General features: G+C 37.0%; 15 protein-coding genes, 1 tRNA gene and 1 pseudogene. 1 reads left to right on the forward strand and 16 read right to left on the reverse strand.

Going from position 1 to position 19,947, the window contains the following annotated elements:
- Window positions 1-38: 38 nt before the first annotated feature.
- Window positions 39-269, reverse strand: a complete 231-nt coding sequence (nrdH, locus tag LEUFL_RS0102345; protein ID WP_010007211.1) for a glutaredoxin-like protein NrdH — start codon at window positions 267-269, stop codon at window positions 39-41.
- Window positions 270-746: 477 nt separating this feature from the next.
- Between nrdH and LEUFL_RS0102350 the strand changes: the two genes are divergently transcribed.
- Window positions 747-2,096 carry a hemolysin family protein gene (locus LEUFL_RS0102350; RefSeq protein WP_010007212.1) on the forward strand — a complete coding sequence of 450 codons (1,350 nt, stop codon included), beginning with the start codon at window positions 747-749 and terminating at the stop codon, window positions 2,094-2,096.
- A gap of 45 nt (window positions 2,097-2,141) precedes the next feature.
- On the opposite strand, the gene LEUFL_RS11065 is transcribed toward LEUFL_RS0102350, so the two are convergent.
- The 15 genes and pseudogenes from LEUFL_RS11065 to secA form a co-directional block, all read right to left on the reverse strand.
- Window positions 2,142-2,717 (reverse strand): hypothetical protein, encoded by a 576-nt coding sequence (locus tag LEUFL_RS11065; RefSeq protein ID WP_010007213.1) that lies wholly within the window; start codon window positions 2,715-2,717, stop codon window positions 2,142-2,144.
- A gap of 160 nt (window positions 2,718-2,877) precedes the next feature.
- Window positions 2,878-3,786 (reverse strand): XRE family transcriptional regulator, encoded by a 909-nt coding sequence (locus LEUFL_RS0102360; protein WP_010007215.1) that lies wholly within the window; start codon window positions 3,784-3,786, stop codon window positions 2,878-2,880.
- Window positions 3,787-4,287: 501 nt separating this feature from the next.
- Window positions 4,288-5,073, reverse strand: coding sequence for a hypothetical protein (locus tag LEUFL_RS0102365; RefSeq protein ID WP_029508611.1), 786 nt, complete (start codon window positions 5,071-5,073; stop codon window positions 4,288-4,290).
- Between the two features lie 39 nt (window positions 5,074-5,112).
- The gene (locus tag LEUFL_RS0102370) at window positions 5,113-5,862 is read right to left on the reverse strand and encodes a hypothetical protein (RefSeq protein WP_029508612.1); all 750 of its coding nucleotides are present in this window, start codon (window positions 5,860-5,862) and stop codon (window positions 5,113-5,115) included.
- 38 nt (window positions 5,863-5,900) lie between these two features.
- On the reverse strand, window positions 5,901-6,278 hold the full coding sequence (locus LEUFL_RS0102375) for a hypothetical protein (RefSeq protein ID WP_010007217.1): 378 nt from the start codon (window positions 6,276-6,278) through the stop codon (window positions 5,901-5,903).
- A gap of 643 nt (window positions 6,279-6,921) precedes the next feature.
- Window positions 6,922-7,317 (reverse strand): 30S ribosomal protein S9, encoded by a 396-nt coding sequence (rpsI, locus tag LEUFL_RS0102380; RefSeq protein WP_010007218.1) that lies wholly within the window; start codon window positions 7,315-7,317, stop codon window positions 6,922-6,924.
- 19 nt (window positions 7,318-7,336) lie between these two features.
- Window positions 7,337-7,780: a 50S ribosomal protein L13 gene (gene rplM, locus LEUFL_RS0102385; protein WP_010007220.1), complete on the reverse strand. Its 444-nt coding sequence runs from the start codon at window positions 7,778-7,780 to the stop codon at window positions 7,337-7,339.
- A 209-nt stretch (window positions 7,781-7,989) separates the two neighbouring features.
- Window positions 7,990-8,062 (reverse strand) — tRNA-Lys (locus LEUFL_RS0102390).
- A gap of 75 nt (window positions 8,063-8,137) precedes the next feature.
- Complete coding sequence (locus LEUFL_RS0102395) at window positions 8,138-9,004, reverse strand: ROK family protein (RefSeq protein WP_010007221.1); 867 nt, start codon at window positions 9,002-9,004, stop codon at window positions 8,138-8,140.
- A 164-nt stretch (window positions 9,005-9,168) separates the two neighbouring features.
- Window positions 9,169-10,451 (reverse strand): annotated as a pseudogene (locus LEUFL_RS11070) (glycoside hydrolase family 32 protein).
- Window positions 10,452-10,456: 5 nt separating this feature from the next.
- Window positions 10,457-12,418 carry a sucrose-specific PTS transporter subunit IIBC gene (locus tag LEUFL_RS0102405; protein WP_010007222.1) on the reverse strand — a complete coding sequence of 654 codons (1,962 nt, stop codon included), beginning with the start codon at window positions 12,416-12,418 and terminating at the stop codon, window positions 10,457-10,459.
- A gap of 162 nt (window positions 12,419-12,580) precedes the next feature.
- Window positions 12,581-13,651 carry a glycosyltransferase gene (locus LEUFL_RS0102410; RefSeq protein WP_010007224.1) on the reverse strand — a complete coding sequence of 357 codons (1,071 nt, stop codon included), beginning with the start codon at window positions 13,649-13,651 and terminating at the stop codon, window positions 12,581-12,583.
- Window positions 13,652-13,696: 45 nt separating this feature from the next.
- The gene (locus LEUFL_RS0102415; protein WP_010007226.1) at window positions 13,697-16,183 is read right to left on the reverse strand and encodes an ATP-dependent Clp protease ATP-binding subunit; all 2,487 of its coding nucleotides are present in this window, start codon (window positions 16,181-16,183) and stop codon (window positions 13,697-13,699) included.
- A gap of 146 nt (window positions 16,184-16,329) precedes the next feature.
- Window positions 16,330-17,444, reverse strand: a protein-coding gene (gene prfB / locus LEUFL_RS11075; protein WP_133264180.1) for a peptide chain release factor 2 whose coding sequence is annotated in 2 segments (ribosomal slippage) — window positions 16,330-16,544 and window positions 16,544-17,444 — 1,116 coding nt in all. Because the reading frame shifts where the segments join, the coding sequence is not laid out codon by codon here.
- Between the two features lie 66 nt (window positions 17,445-17,510).
- Complete coding sequence (secA, locus tag LEUFL_RS0102425; RefSeq protein ID WP_010007227.1) at window positions 17,511-19,925, reverse strand: preprotein translocase subunit SecA; 2,415 nt, start codon at window positions 19,923-19,925, stop codon at window positions 17,511-17,513.
- Window positions 19,926-19,947: the final 22 nt, after the last annotated feature.

Genomic DNA, 19,947 nt, shown 5'->3' on the forward strand with positions numbered 1-19,947 from the left:
TCCTTTGAATTTATTAATTATCTAATGATAATTGAAGATTAAGCTGTAATTTTAGCTAGCATGTCTGGGCGAAAACCAGTAAATGTTGTAACACCTTTAACTGCTACGACCGGTGTTTGACGATGGCCATTAGCCTTCAATTCATCAACGTATTGTACTTCTTCATCAATATTAATTTCTTTAAACGAAACGCCCTTTGATGACAAAAACTTCTTTGTCATTTTGCATTGAACGCAATTATATTTTGTATATACTGTGATATTTTCCATCATTATCCCCTTATTCGAAAATTATTTACTGCTTAATAGTTTATCCTGTTTTTCAGTAAAGACAAGGTCTATATCTGACTTCACAAACAAATGTTCGAACAAATAAAAGCATACAGGTTTATTTTCACAAACTCACAATAGTTAAAAAATCCGAATATTAAAATGTTGATATATCAACATTCTAAAGTATGAAATTTTATTTTCAAATCACTTAGTTTGTGAAATAATAACTATTTATTCATTATACCTATCAAAATAACTAAGTATCGCTATCTCGTTATGCTCACTAAATAACTATTATAAATACATCACCGTTTTAATATTCGATTTCAGCCTGATTTGTCATATATTAAAATTTAATCGTTCAGTTTATATTTATTTACAATTATATTAAATAAATAGTTAATCTCTGATGATTTTGGTATAATGGTATGCAGATTATCTTTTTGTAGATTTAAAGGAAATGAGGAAATTATTTTGGATTCTGGTCCGTCTATGATCATCAACTTTTTTGTTATTCTGGTGGTCCTATTACTCGCAATATTGTTTACTTTAACAGAATATTCACTTGTTAAAGTTCGTTTGAGCGCCCTTAGGGCGATGCAAGATGATCGCGATAAGCCATCACGTAATACTAAAAATGCCATCCACATGGTAGAACATTTGACAGAGTACTTATCAACTGCTCAAGTTGGTATTACTTTGACAAGTTTGATTTTAGGTTGGATTGGTGAAGAAACGATTGCTGATTTAATTATTCAGGCTAATCTAATTCCAGCCGAATATGCACGCGCATTCTCATCTGTTGTTGCGATGATTTTGTTCACAATTATTCACGCTGTCTTTACTGATTTGGTACCAAAAAACATCGCTATCGAAGAACCAATCAAAGTCCTACTATTTATCGTACGACCTGTTCGTTTCTTCCACATTGCTCTGTTCCCATTAATTTGGACATTAGATCATTTATCTAATGCTATTACACATCTTCTTGGATTCAAAACAAACAGTGATGAAGATATTTATTCACAAACTGAAATACTTGCCCTATCTAAACATGCCGCACAAGCCGGTGAATTAGACCAAGAAGATTTAACCTTTATGCAACGTGCCTTTGCCATGAATGACAAGGTCGCCGTTGACGTTATGATTGATCGTACTTCTATGGTCACAATCAATGTTGATGCCCCAATTTCAGATGCGCTTAATCTTTACTTAGAAAAGCGCTATACGCGTTTCCCTGTGATTGCCGATAATGACAAGGATAAAGTGTTAGGATACGTCTACAGCTACGATATGGTACGTCAAGCACGTATCAATGCACAAGACCCCGTCGCTAAAATCATGCGTGATATGCCAGCAGTCCCTGAGAATATGGATCTGCATGACGTATTGGACGAAATGATTGTCAAGCGTGCACCTATCGTTATTGTTGTTGATGAATATGGTGGCACAAGTGGATTGGTCACCGATAAAGATATTTATGAAGAATTATTCGGTTCAGTTCGTGACGAAATTGATGATGTTTCTGATGATTACGTTACAAAGCTTGGCGGAAATAAATATAAGGTCGCTGGTAAGATGACACTCTTTGACTTCGAACGTTACTTCAATGTTCAAATCAAAGCGTTAGAGGAAGACGAAGCCGTTACATTAACCGGTTATGTTTTGAATCAGAACCCTGATTTTCGCGCTGGCGATACGCTAACTGTTGAGAACTTTGAAATGACCGCACTCGATTACGAGAATGCTTATATTAATAATTTTGAAATTCACGAATTGCCACGAACAACCATCGAGAATGCTGATGAACCTTCAGATGATTAATTAATCAAAAAACGCTTACTACTATAATGTAGCAAGCGTTTTTTATTATACAGTTAAAGCATTTGTCTTCTTAATGACGCGAAGCCATGTTAACCAAATAAACGGTAAACTTGTACCAATCATACTAACAAAAAAGTACAGTATTGGTTTTTGAATCGATACCCCCGATATCAAATTCAATAAAATACGATATAAGTGATAGCCAGGAAAGATCATTTGTATGGTACTAATAATCTGTACAAATCCATCATGCGCGATTGTACTAAACGGTACAATAAGTATTGCAATCACAATCATAATTGGGAAACCAATAGCATCTAATACTGGGCCCGATAGCAACAAACCCAAAGAAAAACCAATGATACTAAAATAAATTCCCAGCGTCGTTACTAGCAAAATAGCCAGTAACAAATGAGTATCAATCAATAACGTCTGCAACACAATACCACAAATCACAACAACCAAACAAATCATAGCGTTCAATACAATTTGAACAACTAATTGATCTAGTCCGAAGCGCCATAGCGTGTAATGCGATATTTTAGATTGGAGTACATAGTAGCGACGACCATTATTCATTCTTTTACTAAACGTGACGATAGAATTACCAGCCACTCCCATCAGACAAGAAGCCATAAACCAAATATACCCATATGTATCAGTAAAAAATGACCAGATTTAGCGGTCAATGTCATCATAACATACCATACAATTGGGATAAAAATTGTAAACAATAAAAAACGTTTATTACGTAAAACTTCTTTTAATTGGATAATTTGAATCATGACTCTACTCCTTTTGCTTCCAGAACACGATTAAACTGACGATACCATTGTTCAATCGTTTGATTATGTGCATGGATATCGCTCACTCGATCGTCACGTTTTATTTGACCATCCTTTAATAGAATTACTCGCGAAAAATATTTATCAATTTGATTAAAATCATGCGTAATGGTTAGCACAGCGCCACCAACATGATCCATATGCTTCCAAAACAAATCAATCGATTCTAAATCCATCCCCACGGTTGGTTCATCTAATATGAGTAACTTCGAGGGTCTCATTAAACTTAATACGAGAGATAATCGTCTTTTTTCACCACCAGATAATTTACTAATATACGTATGAGCTACTTGTCGCAAGCGGAACTGATCGAGCAATTGTTCAATATACGTTTTAGCATATACTTGGTTAATTCGCGCAGATAATTCAATTTGTTCAATCAATTTTAAGTCACTAATCAAAATATCATCTTGAGTCATAATATTAAGGTCATCACGCATATTGATATAGCGCTTAATTTCACCACTGTCTGCTTTGATGGTGTTATACATAATCTTCACCAAAGTTGATTTACCTGCACCATTACTACCTAATAACGCAATACGATCACGGCCATAAATATTTAAATTAACATCATTTAAGACTGGTTGTGTAAATGATTTTGTTAAATGGTTTATACTCATAATTAAGTCTGCCGTACTCTGCTGGCCAATTAAGAGATGATTTAAATCAACATTTAAAATCTCAGCTAAACTAATCAGTTTATCAATACTTGGTTCTGCATCACCATTTTCCCATTTCGAAACAGATTGACGGGTTACAAATATTTTCTGAGCTAATGCATGCTGCGATAACTTCTTTTTTTGCCGCAAAGTTATCAATTGTTCACTAAAGACATTTTCCATTGTGTACTCCTTTGTCTCATAACATAGTTGTTATTATACAAAGGATAGCAATATAAAATAGCCTATTATACAAAATAACCCGCTATTACTGGGTACCTAGCTCGCAACTCAAAGTTGCACAGGGACAATTAATGATTCTAGAGTAATTATCATGAGACTTTGATATTGTTGAAATGAAAAAGCACTAGTCAGTACTAGTGCTTTAAATATAATCAATTAACTCTAATCTTAATTAAAGCATTCTTAATTAATGCAACATACTAATTATGATTACAAGTAAAACTGTGTTGTGTTACACTCTACCAATACTAATATTACAAAATATATTCTAATCTCGTTACGCTTTAGCTTATTATGCATATCTACCGGGAATATATTTAACAACATTACCGTTACCAAAAGTTAAATCCGTTAAGCTTTTATTTGTTAAACAGAGTTTAAAATACTGATATTATTACTAAATCTTCTACCGCAACTACTAAATAGTACATACATAGTTTACTATTGCGTCCAGAATCCCTCTTTTCCCTCTAACAAGTTTTTTAAATGGAATTCTTCATTAATTTTGATTATATAGACAAAAATTACTGCCAATGAATATAAATAATCTTCTAGATTTTCTTCGTCTTTTTCTGCAATATAAGAATGATCATGCTTATTACGTAAAGCTTTTGCATTATTATACTCAGAATTATTTAGTAAGTAGTTCAAGTAATTAACTTCTGGAATTGAGAACAGTGTGCTCTCCGTCTTTAAATATCCTTGTCTTATTTTAGTATTAATGAGATTATGATATTCTTCTGAAAGGTCACCTGCTTTAACAAAGGGAAAATTGTAATAATTTATAACTCCATAAGCCCACAAAAATTTACAAATCAATATCATCTGTTTTTGATTATGAGTTACAAATATTTCACCATTTTTGCGGACGCTAATTATTTCTTCTTTAATTAAGAAATTAATATCCGATAACTGATATGTTTTAAAATCAGAATAAGAAACCTTGTGTTTATAAATTAACTCAATAAATGTATTTTCATACAAATTTTCATCAATATATCCTAGATTTTTTTGAGTAGAAAATAGTAGATTTTTTTGAGTAGAAAATAGTAAATTTTTTATTCTGATCATCTCTCTCGAGTCAACATATACATATTTATTAGGTACAATACTCTTAAGTTCCTCTATTTTGGGTGTATTTGTTAAATTAATGAGATCTCGATTAATTTCATGATACTGTGAATAAGAATGCCATTGTTTACGAATGTTTTCTTCAGCTATAAACATCACACTAACTTTTGTACCATATGATTCATCTCTAGAAAATTAATTGGTAACCATGGCAAGTTGAAAGTCCGTTCTGAATATTTTGAAAAAATAATTAAACATGTCTTCAAATTCTAAATGATGTTCCTGTTTAAGTACCTCTCTAGCCATTCGTAATTCATTTAAAATAATCCATTGTTTTGCTAAAAAGTAACTGCCTGTGTCATAATGACGATTAGATTTTAAAGTAAGTATACTAGAAATTTCCAACTCTTCAATATTAGGAAAACTCACTAAATTCCATATTCCATTGTCATTAAAAAAATTATATAAGTATTGAATACTATTAAGCAACGTAGGAATGTCCGAATATTGTTTCAAGAAATCTACATCGACGTATCCTTTAATTTCATGATTCGAATTTTCTTTATTAAAATCGCCTATATTCCCATATACAGCAAGGCCTTGCTTGTATCCCTTATTTTCATAGAAAAAATTGTTTGTCTGTCGCTCAATTTCTTTCTTTATTTTCAATTTTAGAATAGCATCAATGTCGATAAACTTCTCTATACCGCTCAATCCATTTTGCATCAATTTTAAATAATTCAAATTTGGCTCAAAATCAGAATTTCCATTAACATAACATACCGCTAATTTATAAAACTCTATTTTCGAAATATTTTCGGGTATCACATAATTATTTTTGCTATCTGTAAAATTACTTAACAGCAATTGAAAATTTTCTGGTTCATTTAAAAATAATTCTTTAACTAAGGGGTATTTTTTACCCCAGTATTTAGTTTTTAACAAGTCACTTAATGATATTAATTTATTTTCAAGAATATTCTTTAAATCATATTCTTTAAAAATTTTGTGCCAATTATACTCTTCAAATACTTTAAAAAACTAAAACGAAATTGATAGCGATCTACTTTTAATTCATCTTTATTATCATAGGTAAAAAAGTATTTAAATTCTCTTCTAATTTCTTCTACCGTCATATTATGATACTTACATGATAGCTTTTTATTTAGCTCAGCCTTAACCCTACATTCATCTTTAATGCTATGCTTTTTAGCCTTAATGATCTGTAATATATCAAATAATTCTATGAAATCTAAATCTGTAGCATCATCAATATCGATACACAAAAGTTCCGTTACACGCTTTTCAAATTCCGTATCCGTCCAAATTTGCCAATCTAAATCATGGATTCTCCTATTCATACCTACAAAAATCCCCCTTGCATCAAATTTTTTAAACTATTAGTGTAATTCTGTCACTAAAATTATCAGTAAATTCTAAATTTCATAATTATAACTCTATAGTAGTTAGCCGATACTCAACCTCAACTTTTTCCAATAACTTCTTTAGATTCAATACCAATCACTCCCCTATCATAAATATTATAACTACACACAATATCAACAATCTATTTACGTTTGAATAAGTATTTTTATAAAAAACACCTTTTCTAAAAATTATCTGTAATCCTCAAGTCAATTTCTCAATCGCAAGTATCAATTCATGATTATCCCTTCTTATGGGATAATCATACACTATTTTATAAGTTCAACCTGTCTATTTTATAATATCTTTTTCAATCAAAATCTTAATATTAATGGAAATTTCAAAAATCATTAATGTAACGTAGCCTATTCTGTAGAAATTTGTTATATTTCAAAATACGGAGCAATGATTTACTAAATTTTCTAATCTGAACATGTCTCATCTCATCACATCTAACTTTGAGTGAACGATTTTCTTAATGTAACTTCACCAGTCAATTTATCCAACAAAAAAGCACCAGCTTTCGCTGGTGCTTTAAATTTATATAGATTAACTCTAACCTTAATAAAAGACTTTTTATTAACGCTTTGAGAACTGTGAAGCTTTACGGGCTTTCTTCAAACCTGGCTTCTTACGTTCCTTCATACGTGCATCACGAGTCAACAATCCTGCTGTCTTCAATGCTGCGCGGAAGTCAGGATCTACTGTCAACAAGGCACGTGCGATACCATGACGCACTGCACCAGCTTGACCTGAGAAACCACCACCGTTAACGTTAACAAGAACATCATAATTACCCAATGTTTCTGTTACGTTAAATGGTTGCAAAACTACTTCACGCAAGTTAGCGAAAGGAATGTAGTCTTCGATAGCTTTGCCGTTCATTGTAATTTGGCCATTACCTGGAACCAAACGTACACGAGCAACTGAATTCTTACGACGACCTGTGCCGCCATACTGTACTGTTTTAGCCATTTCCACTTACTCTCCTTTCTTAAACCAACTTGTTGATGTCAAGTACTTCAGGTTGTTGTGCAGCATGTGCATGTTCTGAACCAGCATAAACATGTAAGTTCAAAGCTTGCTTGCGACCCAAAGAGTTCTTTGGCAACATACCTTGAATTGACAACTCCAACAACTTCTCTGGGTTGAACTCACGGTAATTACCTGCAGTACGTGACTTCAAACCACCTGGGTGGTTTGAGTGATGGTAATAAACCTTATCAGTAGCTTTCTTACCAGTCAATTTAACTTCGCTAGCATTAATAATGATAACGTTGTCACCCATGTCAACGTTTGGTGTAAACGTTGGCTTGTTCTTTCCACGCAAGATTGAGGCAGTAACTGTTGACAAACGTCCCAAAACGACGTCTTTGGCATCAATAATATACCACTTCTTCTCAATTTCACCTGGTTTTGCTAAAAATGTTGTACGCATAATCGCGCTCCTTTGATTAGTTGTTTACAAAGATTGGCGTTCCTTCCAATCAGATACAATAAGTTTCCGGGGCTTATCGTGAGGTAAACAATACCATGTACCATTTTACCGAAAACATCACGCTACGTCAATAAAAATTAGTAAAGTTAATCGCTTTTTATTAACTAACAACAAAACGAGTATCTAACAAAGATACTCGCTGTGTAAAGTGGACAGTCAGGGGCTCGAACCCTGGACCCACGGATTAAGAGTCCGTTGCTCTACCAACTGAGCTAACTGTCCATATCTGTGCTGACAAATAAATTGCAACAACAGATATTAATATAACACGATTATGATTTTATAACAAGCCTTATTTTAAACTAATGACTTAGCCAAGTAGAAGCAACCTAAGATACCTGCATTGTCACCGTTGGCAACTGGTACAATGTACTCATCCAAATCAGGGACAGCAAGGTAATCACTCATCTGTTCGGCAAAGCTTTCACGAATCAATGGGAACAAGATTTCACGGTGTGGCACACCACCACCAAAAATAATCTTTTCTGGGCGAAGAATCATTGTGTAATCCAACGCAGCCTGTGCTAAGTAATAAGCTTCAATCTTCCAAGCCAAATGATCATCTGGTAATTCTTTAGCTGAAATGCCCCAACGCTCTTCAATAGCAGGACCGGCAGCCAATCCTTCCAAACACTTGTCAGCGTGGAATGGGCAGTGACCCTTATAAGTGTCTTGCGGATGCTTTTGCAAGAAGATATGTCCAGCTTCTGGATGTCCAAATCCTTGAACCATCTTACCTTGAGAAACAATACCCGCACCAATACCAGTACCAACTGTTAAGTAAACCATTGAATCAACATCTTTAGCGGCACCGGTTACAAATTCAGCCCAACCTGCACCGTTAACATCTGTTGTCCAGTAATATGGAATATCACGCCATGCCTTCATACGACCCAAGAAGTCATAACCTGACCAACCATGCTTAGGTGTTGCCAAAACGCGACCGTATGTTGATGAACTCTCAACAATATCAATTGGTCCAAATGCTGCAATACCAATCGCATCAATGTTATCGAACTTATCGAAGAATGCAATCACTGAGTCCAGTGTCTTCTCACCATCTAGTGTAGGAAAACTTTCCCGATCAACAATGTTATAGTCGTGATCTGCCACGGCCACGACAAACTTCGTACCACCTGCCTCAATTGCACCTAATAAACCCATGATATACATCCTCCAATTAATAAGTAATTTAACAGCTTCCACTGTAATTTAAATGTGATTCATTTAACTACGTTTTAAATTGTAAACGTTTTCACAACTGCTGTCAACTGTTTTCCGTAAAAAGTGTAGCGCAATTCTCAAACGAGATATTGCGCTTACAAAAATTATTTAAAATACCTTGCTGTCATAACTTGCTGATACCCATCAGTATAAAGTTCAACAATATCGTGATCAATAATTAACGTCACTTGGTCCACATCACCAGTAATTTGTCGTGTTTCCCAAAGATTACTTTCCCACTGTCTTCGTCGCATAATAATGGTATTATCTGTACGCGCTATTTCAAAATCTTCACCCAGTGTTAGTTGCCAATTATCTGTTGTATTCAGCGTATATTGGCCAACTGGTGGGTCAACCAAATCTCTTAGTGGCTTTACCCGTAAAATCTCATCAATCGGTTCTTGTGTGAGCTTTAACGCATCCGTAACATGTAATTCTCGTGGCACTGTTAGCACATGCAACCAACCATCTTTAATTGTTGGTACCATCATTTCTCGTTCAGGTGTCATCATACCTGCCCAAGCCCACAAAATCTGTCGCACCGTCCCATCATCATGTGGAACGTGCATTGTTTGTGGTGCATAAAATTCAAAGCCACGATCCATTTCAGTAAACGACGTCTCGGGCACGAAGCGCGCCGTGTTTTCGTCAAATCGGCCAATGACATATCCAGTATTATGAATATTCTCATAACGATGACGAATTGCATCCGGCTCTAAACCTTGTGGTGAAAACGCCAGAACAGTATGACCGTCAACAACAAACAAATCTGGACATTCAATCATGTACCCACGGACATCTAATAACACGTCTTCGATTAAAGAGCCACGCAACTGCCATGTCTTAAAGTCACTTGATTCATAGATTAAGATATCACCCGTTAAATCAACTTGTCGTTGTGCACCAACAATTAAGTAATAATGCCCATTTTTCCCTTGCCAAACACGTGGATCACGCACATGACGGGTGTATCCTTCTGGATGTTCAAACAGTTCTCCTAATTTTTCAAAATGAATACCATCCTCACTTACAGCCCACATCTGATGAGAAGCGACACTATGGCCGTCAGCATCTCTCACATTGCCCGTATAAAAAGGTATAATTTGTCATCTTTAACAATTGCTGAACCTGAATAAATACCTGCCGAATCTTCAGGTAATGAGGGATGCAAAGCATTATCTAAGCGTTGCCAATGCTTTAAATCATCACTCACAAAGTGACCCCACTCCTTGTATTTATGGTTAACTGCCTGGTTATTCCATTGAAAGAAAACATGATATTGATCTTTAAAGTATACTAATCCATTTGGGTCATTCAATAACCCATGTGTTGGATATAGATGATACACTTCACGCTCAATGGTATCTTCAGGTACTAGCTTTGTCATATACATTATCCTTCCGCAATAGCCGATTCTGGTTGTGTCTGAGGTACAGCTGTCAACACGGTATCGCCTTGCTTAATCGCTGTACCAGAGACTTGATTCTCTATAATTTTATCAAAGTTTGCTGTATTTGTAATAATTAACATTGTTGTAACCGGATAACCAGCGGCCTTAATTTGCTCTGGATCAAATGATCCTAACTTATCACCCTTGCTAACAGTTTGACCTTGCTTAACGAAGCTTTCAAAGCCTTTACCTTCCATATTGACGGTATCTAGTCCAATATGAATCAAGATTTCAAGACCATCTACTGTTGTCATACCATAAGCATGCTTTGTCTCATAGGCCACAGTAATCTCACCATCAGCTGGTGCATAAACAACGTTATCATTTGGCTCAATGGCAATACCATCGCCCATCATACCGCTTGAGAAAACTTCATCATTAACTTGACTTAAATTGATCGTCGTACCAGAAACTGGTGCATCAACTGCCAACCCATCAACATCTTCCAGTACAACATCATTGGATACTGTATTGAGATGATTCGTTTGTGGCATATGTGCCTTACCGTAAACATAGGTTACAACAAAGGCAATCACGAAACTAATAATAACTGAGATGAAGAAACCAATCCACTTATTGGCTGGAATCGCAATGAAACCAATCAATCCGGCCGGGCCAAGGGAGACAGACATAATCTGGAATAGTCCCATAACCAAACTTGAAATACCAGCTGCACCTAAAGCAATGAAGAATGGGAACTTATATTTCAGATTCACACCAAACATTGCAGGTTCAGTAATACCAAGCATAGCTGAAACACCTGATGAGGATGATAAGGCACGCATCTTTTCATCCCCTTTGCTTAAGAAGTAAATAGCAAATGTAGCAGCACCTTGTGCAACGTTAGAAGCTGCGGCAATTGGGAAAATAAAATCACCACCAGTTTTGGCAATATCAGCTAATAACTGCGTTTCAATAGCAGGGAAACTTTGGTGTAAGCCAGTAATCACAATAGCTGAGTAAAATGATCCAAAGACACCGTAACCAATGAAGCCAAATGTTGTGACTAACCAAGTCAAACCATCTGTAATCCCATTAGAAACAATACGCAATACAGGGCCAACAACAATGAATGTTAAGAAGCCAGTAATCAAAATTGAAAACATTGGCGTAAAGGTAAAGTCAACCGCACCCTTTAAGTGCTTATGGAAAAACTTTTCTAAATTAGCCAGAATAAATGCCACACCAATCACTGGCAAAACTTGACCTTGATAACCTGCTTGTGCAACATGCAAACCAAACAAATCCCATGTTGGCATTTTGCCAGTTGCAACAGCTTCGGCTACGCTATAGCCATTAATCAAGCTTGGCATCACCAACATCATACCAGCAGCGGCACCCAATATTTCGCTACCACCAAACCGTCGGGTTGCGGTAATACCAATTAGAATTGGTAAGAAAGCAAATGGCGCACTGGCCATTAAGTTAACCATCTCGGCCATACCAGTAATTTGTGGATACATTTGAACTAATGACTTAGCACCAAACATCCCTTCACCAGTTAAGATGTTGTTTAAGGCCATTAATAGACCACCAGCAACCAAAGCTGGAATCAATGGCACGAAGATATCTGACAAAACCTTAATCAGCGCCATTACTGGATTGTTTTTACCACTCTCTGCTGCTATCTTCTTTAAATCATCTGGTGTTGCTTGTTTTGCACCAGTAATCTTAACAAATTCATCGTAGACTCGATTGACATCACCTGGTCCAACAATAATTTGGTATTGTCCGTTGGCATTAAATGTGCCCTTTAAATCAGGATCATTATCCAAAGCCTCTTGGTCAATATCTTTCACGTTCTTAACAACTAAACGTAATCGCGTTGCACAGTGGGCTGCTGCAATAATATTATCCGTATTAACAGCTTCAGCGATACGCTTGGCAACCTCTTTATGGTTCATAACTTCGCTCCTATTATTTCAATCCAACATCGAGTTATTTGTACTTTAGTCTTTTTTGGAACCGGTTTCATTAGCTAACAATTAAATTGTAACCGCTTTCAGTTAAGCTGTCAACAATTTATTCAAAATAAAAAGAGATAACACTTTGTTATCTCTTTTGACTCATTTAAATAGCTTTTCCCACTGTGCAATAATCGGTTCACTAGCAAATGCTTTAACGCGCGTTAATGACTGTTGTGCATAATATTGTCGCAATTCTAATCGTGCTAATAATGGCTCAACTGCAGCAACTAGTGCGTCAACATCCCCTTGTGGTGTCAAAACGCCATATTTACCAGAATCCAAAACCTCTTTTGATCCTGTGTTAGCCATCGCGACAATTGGTAAGCCAAAACTCATCGCTTCAGCTAATACTAACGGCAAGCCTTCCCATCGGGATGTTTGCAAAAACATACTAGCCTGTCGATAGTGCTGTCGTAGTTCGTCATCTTTTAATGGTCCGCGATAGATAATCTTATCTTGCGCCTGATACTTGACAACGAGACGCTGGAATTCTGCCATGTCACTATCAGTACCACTACCAGCCATGGCCAATCGCCAACCCTCTGGTAACTTTGAGGCAAAAGCCACAGCAAAATCAATGCCTTTATGCTGAATAGCGATACGCGCAGTAAACGCAATCGTTTTCTGTTGTAAATCTGCCTGACCATCTGGTTGAATTGTTAGCGGGTTCCATATTTTAACGGTTCGATGGTTATATTGATAAAAGCCTGCCAAATCACTATCGGTCAAAGCCACAATATGGTCTAACACGCTCAAGCCACCAACAAACTCATCTTGCATAGCGCGATAATATTCGGATACATAAGTCGCCATATTATTGTGCATCCAACCAATTAACTTCACCCCCGGCAACTGTGGTTTCATAACTTTAGCAAAGCTAGATAACAAGCCACCCGATAAAATGACGACATCGTACTGATTTTGTTGAATAACCGTAATAAAATCATTGATTTCAGTTTGGAAGTGTTCAAAAGGTTGTGCATCATTTGTGAGCGTCACCGGATTTTTAGCAGATAATAAGGGTGCTGTTAATGTATAAAATGGCGGTATATCAGAAAATGAATAATAAGTGACCTCGTGATGCTGTGATAATACATTACCCACTACCGTTGTTGCGCGCTTCATGCCACCCAAACTAATATTTTCAAGTGCAATTAAAATTTTTACCATGGCAACACACTCCAGACATCATTCATTGTATTTGCAAACAGCCGATTAATTCATTGTTTCTTTCTCTAATGATACATTGGGCTTCACAGTAATTCTAATTTCACCATTCTTAGCGCCAATTGTCACGCTATCTGTTGTTGTAATTTTACCGTTCAAGAGTTCTTCACTTAAGATATCTTCGACCTTTGTCTGTAAAGCACGACGAATCGGACGCGCACCGTATTCTGGATCAAATCCAGCTGACGCTACAACATCAATTGCTGCTGGCGTTATCTTCACTTTAATGCCTTGTTCTGCAACGCGCTGTAATAAGTTACGACTCATTAATTTAACGATATCATGCAATTCTTCTTTGGTTAATGGATTAAAGACAATGGCTTCATCCAAACGATTAATAAATTCAGGGCGGAATGTTTCTTTCAGCGTTTCACGAATCTTGTTAGCGATGGCTTCGTTATTACTTGACAAATCAACTGCACCAAAGCCCATATTTTTCTCATCACGCAAACGTGTTGCGCCCAAGTTTGACGTCATAATGATGATGGTATTACGAAAATCAACTTTTCTTCCCTTTGAATCAGTTAAGAAACCATCATCAAATACTTGTAGCAAGAGATTAAAGATATCGGCATGCGCCTTTTCAGCTTCATCAAGTAAGACAACAGAATAAGGATGGTTACGTACACGTTCAGTCAGTTGACCGCCTTCATCATAGCCAACATAACCTGGTGCTGAACCAATTAAACGTGATGATGACCACCGTTCTTGATACTCGCTCATGTCAACACGAATTAGATTTTCTTCACTGCCAAACATCGCTTCTGCCAAAGCTTTAGCTAATTCTGTCTTTCCAACACCAGTTGGTCCCAAGAACATAAACGTTCCGATTGGTCGATTTGGATCTTTTAATCCTGAACGTGCACGACGTACCGCTCTTGCCACTGATGTAATGGCTTGTTTTTGACCAATAACACGCTTACCCAATACTTTCTCTAGGTTCACTAAACGCTCTTGTTCATTTTTATTCAATTGTGTTAACGGAATACCCGTTTGCTGCGCAATAACTTCAGCAATATCTTCTTCCGTAACATGCAAATCATATTGCGGGCGTTCACCCTCTTGATTTTGTTCTAATTGTTTTGCCTCTAATTTTGCTAACTTTTCTTTCAACTTCATTTCTTTTGTTCGCAATTTAGCAGCTTCTTCAAAATTAAGTTCAGTAATCGCCGTATCTTTTTGATCCTGCAAATCAGAGATCTGCGCTGTCAACTTTGCTTGTGGTGTCTCTTTTTCAGTAGCATCAATTCTGACTTTTGCACCAGCCTCATCCATTAAATCAATCGCCTTATCTGGTAAAAAGCGATCTGTAATATAGCGGTCAGCAAGCTTCACTGCAGCTTGAATGGCCGCGTCTTCAATTTGGACATGATGGTGTGCTTCATATTTTGGCCGTAACCCGGTCAAAATAGTAATAGCGTCTTCAACACTTGGTTCTTCAACTGTCACGCTCGCGAAACGACGTTCCAATGCCGCATCACTTTCGACATATTTTTGATACTCATCAAATGTTGTCGCACCAATTGTTTGTAGTTCTCCACGTGCTAGGGCTGGCTTTAAGATATTAGAAGCATCAATGGCACCTTCAGCGCCACCCGCACCAATCAAAGTGTGCAATTCATCAATGAATAAAATGACGTTGCCATCATTATAGATTTCATCAATAATCTTTTTCAAGCGATCTTCAAACTCACCACGATACTTCGTCCCAGCTACCAAAGAACCCATATCTAGCGCCATTAATCGCTTATTAGTTAATGCAGATGGCACCTCACCAGCAACAATTTTTTGCGCTAACCCTTCAGCGATCGCTGTTTTACCAACACCTGGTTCTCCAATTAATACCGGGTTATTTTTTGTACGACGTGATAAAATCTGAATCACACGACGAACTTCAGCTGCGCGACCGACTACTGGATCCATTTGTTTCTCGCGCGCTAACTTGGTTAAATCACGTGCTAAATTATCTAATGTTGGTGTCCCAATTGTTTGCTGCTGTTTTTCACGGGCTTTAACCTGACGACGAACATCTGTAATCCCTAATTTACGTAGAATTGCACGACGCATTTCTTGTAAATTAACATCCAAAGCCAATAAAATACGTGAGGATAAAATACTTTCGTTTTGCAATAAAGAAAGCAACATATGCTCAGTGCCAACTTTTACTTGTGCCAACACTTTAGACTCTTCGACAGCTTGACGTAATACATCCCCTGCCTTGGGTGAATATGGTAAATAAGCATTTTTATCGCGTTGATTATTCATACCATAACCAGTAAAGTGTTCGATTTCTTCACGAATATCATCATCGGTTACATTAAATTGAACTAATATTTTACTAGCAATGCCTTCTTTTTCAATTGCTAAGGCTAACAACAAATGTTCCGTTCCTACTGCTTGATGTTTAAAATACTTTGCTTGTTCCTGTGCCAAAACGAGTACATTTTGTGCACTGGGTGTGTAATTATTTTCCATGTGGCACCTCCTTAAATCGGCGGACACAAACATTCACGGCCTGTAAATGTTTTAATATTGTTTATATTATAACGCATTGATTTACAATGACCAACTAGAGTGCAATTATCATAAAAAGTCGAAACACAATGTTTCGACTTTTGTTTTTAATTTGGATTTTTCTTACTTAATTGCCATTGTAAATAAGCATTAATGAAAGGATCTAAATCGCCATCCATAACAGATTGTGGGTTATTCGTTTCATAGTCCGTTCTATGATCCTTAACCATTTGGTAAGGATGGAAGACATAAGAACGAATTTGAGAACCCCACCCATTTTCTTGCTTATCGCCTGTCAAAGCTGCACGTTCTGCTTCTTTTTCTCTAATTCAATCTGATATAACTTGGCTTTTAATAAACGCATGGCATAATCACGGTTACCATATTGTGTCCGTTCCACAGTCGATGAAACAACAATTCCTGTTGGTTCATGTGTTAAACGAACACCCGTTGAAACTTTGTTGACGTTTTGTCCACCAGCACCGCCAGAACGGAACACATCCATTTTAACATCATCGTCACGTATCTCGACCTCAATTGAATCATCTAACTCAGGCATTACATCAACTGATACGAAACTCGTATGACGTCGTCCTGCCGAATCAAATGGGCTCACACGTACAAAACGATGTACGCCACGTTCGCTACGTAAGAAACCATAAGCATTGTGCCCCTTAATCATGATGCTAGCTGAATCAATACCAGCTTCATCCCCAGCACGGTAATCTAAAACTTCAATGTCAAAATTATGTTGATGTGCCCAACGTGTATACATTCGATATAAATTAGCACCCCAATCTGTTGATTCAGTACCACCAGATCCTGGATGAATTTCTAAAATTGCATTGTTGGCATCATATGGCTCTGTTAACAATTGTTGCAAATTATACGCTTCGATGTCTTTTTGCGTTTGCACAATGCCGCTTTCAAGTTCAAGCAACATATCATCATCGGGCTCTTCTGCTAATAATTCCACTAACGTTTCAAGCTCCTCAACTTGCTGCGTTAAATGAACAAAAGAATCACGACGATTCTTTAAAACATTATTTTCCTCAATGACTTTTTGTGCTTTTTCATTGTCGTCCCAAAATCCTGGTTCAGACATACGATTCTCATAATCAGCAATTTCTTCAGTTAATGCTTCTAAATCTAAAGAATTTCGGAATCTTTTGATATTCTCATGCATCTCTGCTAGTGTTTGTCTCGCTTCGATTAGTTCCATTGAATCCATTCCCTCCTTCACATGAAAAATGAACTGCCTCATCAGCATGTTCATTTTTCATCAGTATTAAGCCTTTAAGTTTTGGCGAATTTCTGCCTTCATAAATGTTCGCGTTGCATCATACTCAACATCTTCTATCATACGATTAAAGTTATGGTACGCTTCATTTTGATATTCAATCAATGGATTTAACTGACCATAACCACGTAAGCCAACACCTTGTCGCAAGCGATCAAGTGAATCAATGTGATCTGTCCAATGTTGATCAACTGCACGTAAAATAACAACCTTCTCAAATTCTAACATTTGTGATGGTTCGTATAATTGCGTTGCTTTTTCAGCGTAATTATCACGTGCCACTTTCTTTAAGCGTTGCTTAATATCATCACGTGAAAGACCTGTTAACTTCGCTGTTGTCATTGTCCCTTCAGCAGTTAATGCATTCTCAGCAAATGTAATGATTTGATCTAAATGCCAATCTTTTGCTTGCTTACTCTTAGTATGCGCATCAACAACACGGTCAATTGTCCGTTCAACCATGGGCATGAGTACCCATTTCAAATCTTGCGCTTCATCAATCACAGTATTTCGTTCATGATAAATTAGCTCACGTTGTTCACGTACAACGTCATCGTACTGCAAAACATTTTTACGTGTATCGTAATTGTTACCTTCAACACGACGCTGTGCAGACTCAACCGAACGTGTAATGAAGCGATTCGTAATCACTGTTTCATCTTCATCTAAATTAAAACGTTGCATCATTGCCCGAACACGTTCGGCACCAAAACGCACCATCAAATCATCTTCTAATGACAAGAAGAATTGTGAAAAGCCTTGATCGCCTTGACGACCAGCACGACCACGTAACTGATTATCAATTCGTCGTGATTCATGGCGTTCTGTTGCAATAACGGCTAGTCCACCTAATGCTTCGACACCAGGGCCTAACTTGATATCTGTTCCACGACCAGCCATATTCGTTGCAACTGTTACCGCACCACGTTGGCCAGCATTCGCAATAATTTCAGCTTCTTTCACATTATTTTTCGCATTCAAAACATTATGCGGAATATGACGTGTTTCCAAAATTTTTGATAGTAATTCTGAAGATTCGACAGAACCTGTTCCCACCAAAATTGGTTGACCCTTTTCATGTAGTTCAGCAATCATTTGCACAACAGCATTATATTTTGCACGCATTGAAGGGTATAACAAATCAGGATAATCAACACGCTTTACAGGACGATTAGTTGGAATTGTGATAACTTCCATATTATAAATTTCCCGTAATTCTTCTTCTTCCGTTTTAGCAGTACCAGTCATACCAGCTAATTTTTTATACATGCGGAACAAGTTCTGATAAGTAATCTGGGCCATTGACCGGTTTTCTTCTTGAACTTCAACGCCTTCCTTAGCTTCAATTGCTTGATGAAGCCCGTCTGACAATCGCGTACCTTCGGAAATACGACCTGTTCCTTGATCAATTAGTTTCACTTCACCATCTTGCACAACATAATCCTTGTCACGTAGATAATTGAAGTTAGCGCGCAATGCTTGATCGATATGGTGTGTTAACGCCGTATTTTCGGCATCATACAAATTATCCAAATTAAAGAATATCTGTCCCTTTTCGATACCTTCAGGTGTTAATGAAGAAGTCTTCGCTTCTTCGTCCACTTTATAATCTTCATCGCGTTGCAAAGTTTTAACAAAACGATCTGCACGTGCATACAATTGCGAAATACCTGATCCTGGTCCAGAAATAATTAGCGGTGTTCTCGCTGTATCGATAAGCACAGAATCCGCTTCATCAATAATGGCAAAATTCAAGCCACGACGCATCACACGTTCTTTAGCACTGCGCACCATATTATCTCTCAAATAATCGAAACCAATGTTAAAGTTCGTTGAATAGGTAATATCTGCTTCATAAGCTGCACGCTTCTCATCAGCTGGTGCATCCCCAACGTTAACACCAACACTTAAACCAAGCCAATTATACAATTGCCCCATTTGTTCAGCATCTCGTGCACTTAAGTAATCATTGACTGTCACAACATGCACACCACGACCAGCTAAAGCATTAAGATACACTGCCATTGTGGCTGTCAAAGTTTTACCTTCTCCAGTACGCATTTCAGCAACATTACCACTATGCAAAACTGCGGATCCCATGATTTGAACACGGAAAGGATATAATCCTAAGACACGTTTAGCCCCTTCACGAACAACAGCAAAGGCCTCTGGTAACAATGTATCTAATTCTTGAGCCAATACCTTATTACGTTTATCTTTATCTTTAATGTCAGCTATGGCTGACTGAATATTTGCCTTGAATTCTGGTGTCTTGGCTTGCAGATCCTTGTCGCTCATAGCAGCCATTTCATCAGCATAAGTTTCAACTTGATCGGCAATTTTACTTAATTTTTTCAGTTGCTTTTTTGAATCATCAACTAATTTACGGATTGGATTTGCCATTATTCCCTCTAAAATCTATATT

Source organism: Leuconostoc fallax KCTC 3537 (assembly GCF_000165675.1).
Lineage (GTDB): Bacteria > Bacillota > Bacilli > Lactobacillales > Lactobacillaceae > Leuconostoc_B > Leuconostoc_B fallax.

Excerpts from the sequence above, each read along its gene's own strand:
- nrdH (WP_010007211.1), bottom strand. The coding sequence starts at position 269 with ATGGAAAATATCACAGTATATACAAAATATAATTGCGTTCAATGCAAA.
- LEUFL_RS11065 (WP_010007213.1), bottom strand. The coding sequence starts at position 2,717 with ATGGGAGTGGCTGGTAATTCTATCGTCACGTTTAGTAAAAGAATGAAT.
- LEUFL_RS0102360 (WP_010007215.1), bottom strand. The coding sequence starts at position 3,786 with ATGGAAAATGTCTTTAGTGAACAATTGATAACTTTGCGGCAAAAAAAG.
- LEUFL_RS0102365 (WP_029508611.1), bottom strand. The coding sequence starts at position 5,073 with ATGTTTATAGCTGAAGAAAACATTCGTAAACAATGGCATTCTTATTCA.
- LEUFL_RS0102375 (WP_010007217.1), bottom strand. The coding sequence starts at position 6,278 with ATGAATAGGAGAATCCATGATTTAGATTGGCAAATTTGGACGGATACG.
- rpsI (WP_010007218.1), bottom strand. The coding sequence starts at position 7,317 with ATGGCTAAAACAGTACAGTATGGCGGCACAGGTCGTCGTAAGAATTCA.
- rplM (WP_010007220.1), bottom strand. The coding sequence starts at position 7,780 with ATGCGTACAACATTTTTAGCAAAACCAGGTGAAATTGAGAAGAAGTGG.
- LEUFL_RS0102395 (WP_010007221.1), bottom strand. The coding sequence starts at position 9,004 with ATGGGTTTATTAGGTGCAATTGAGGCAGGTGGTACGAAGTTTGTCGTG.
- LEUFL_RS0102405 (WP_010007222.1), bottom strand. The coding sequence starts at position 12,418 with ATGAACCATAAAGAGGTTGCCAAGCGTATCGCTGAAGCTGTTAATACG.
- LEUFL_RS0102410 (WP_010007224.1), bottom strand. The coding sequence starts at position 13,651 with ATGGTAAAAATTTTAATTGCACTTGAAAATATTAGTTTGGGTGGCATG.
- LEUFL_RS0102415 (WP_010007226.1), bottom strand. The coding sequence starts at position 16,183 with ATGGAAAATAATTACACACCCAGTGCACAAAATGTACTCGTTTTGGCA.
- secA (WP_010007227.1), bottom strand. The coding sequence starts at position 19,925 with ATGGCAAATCCAATCCGTAAATTAGTTGATGATTCAAAAAAGCAACTG.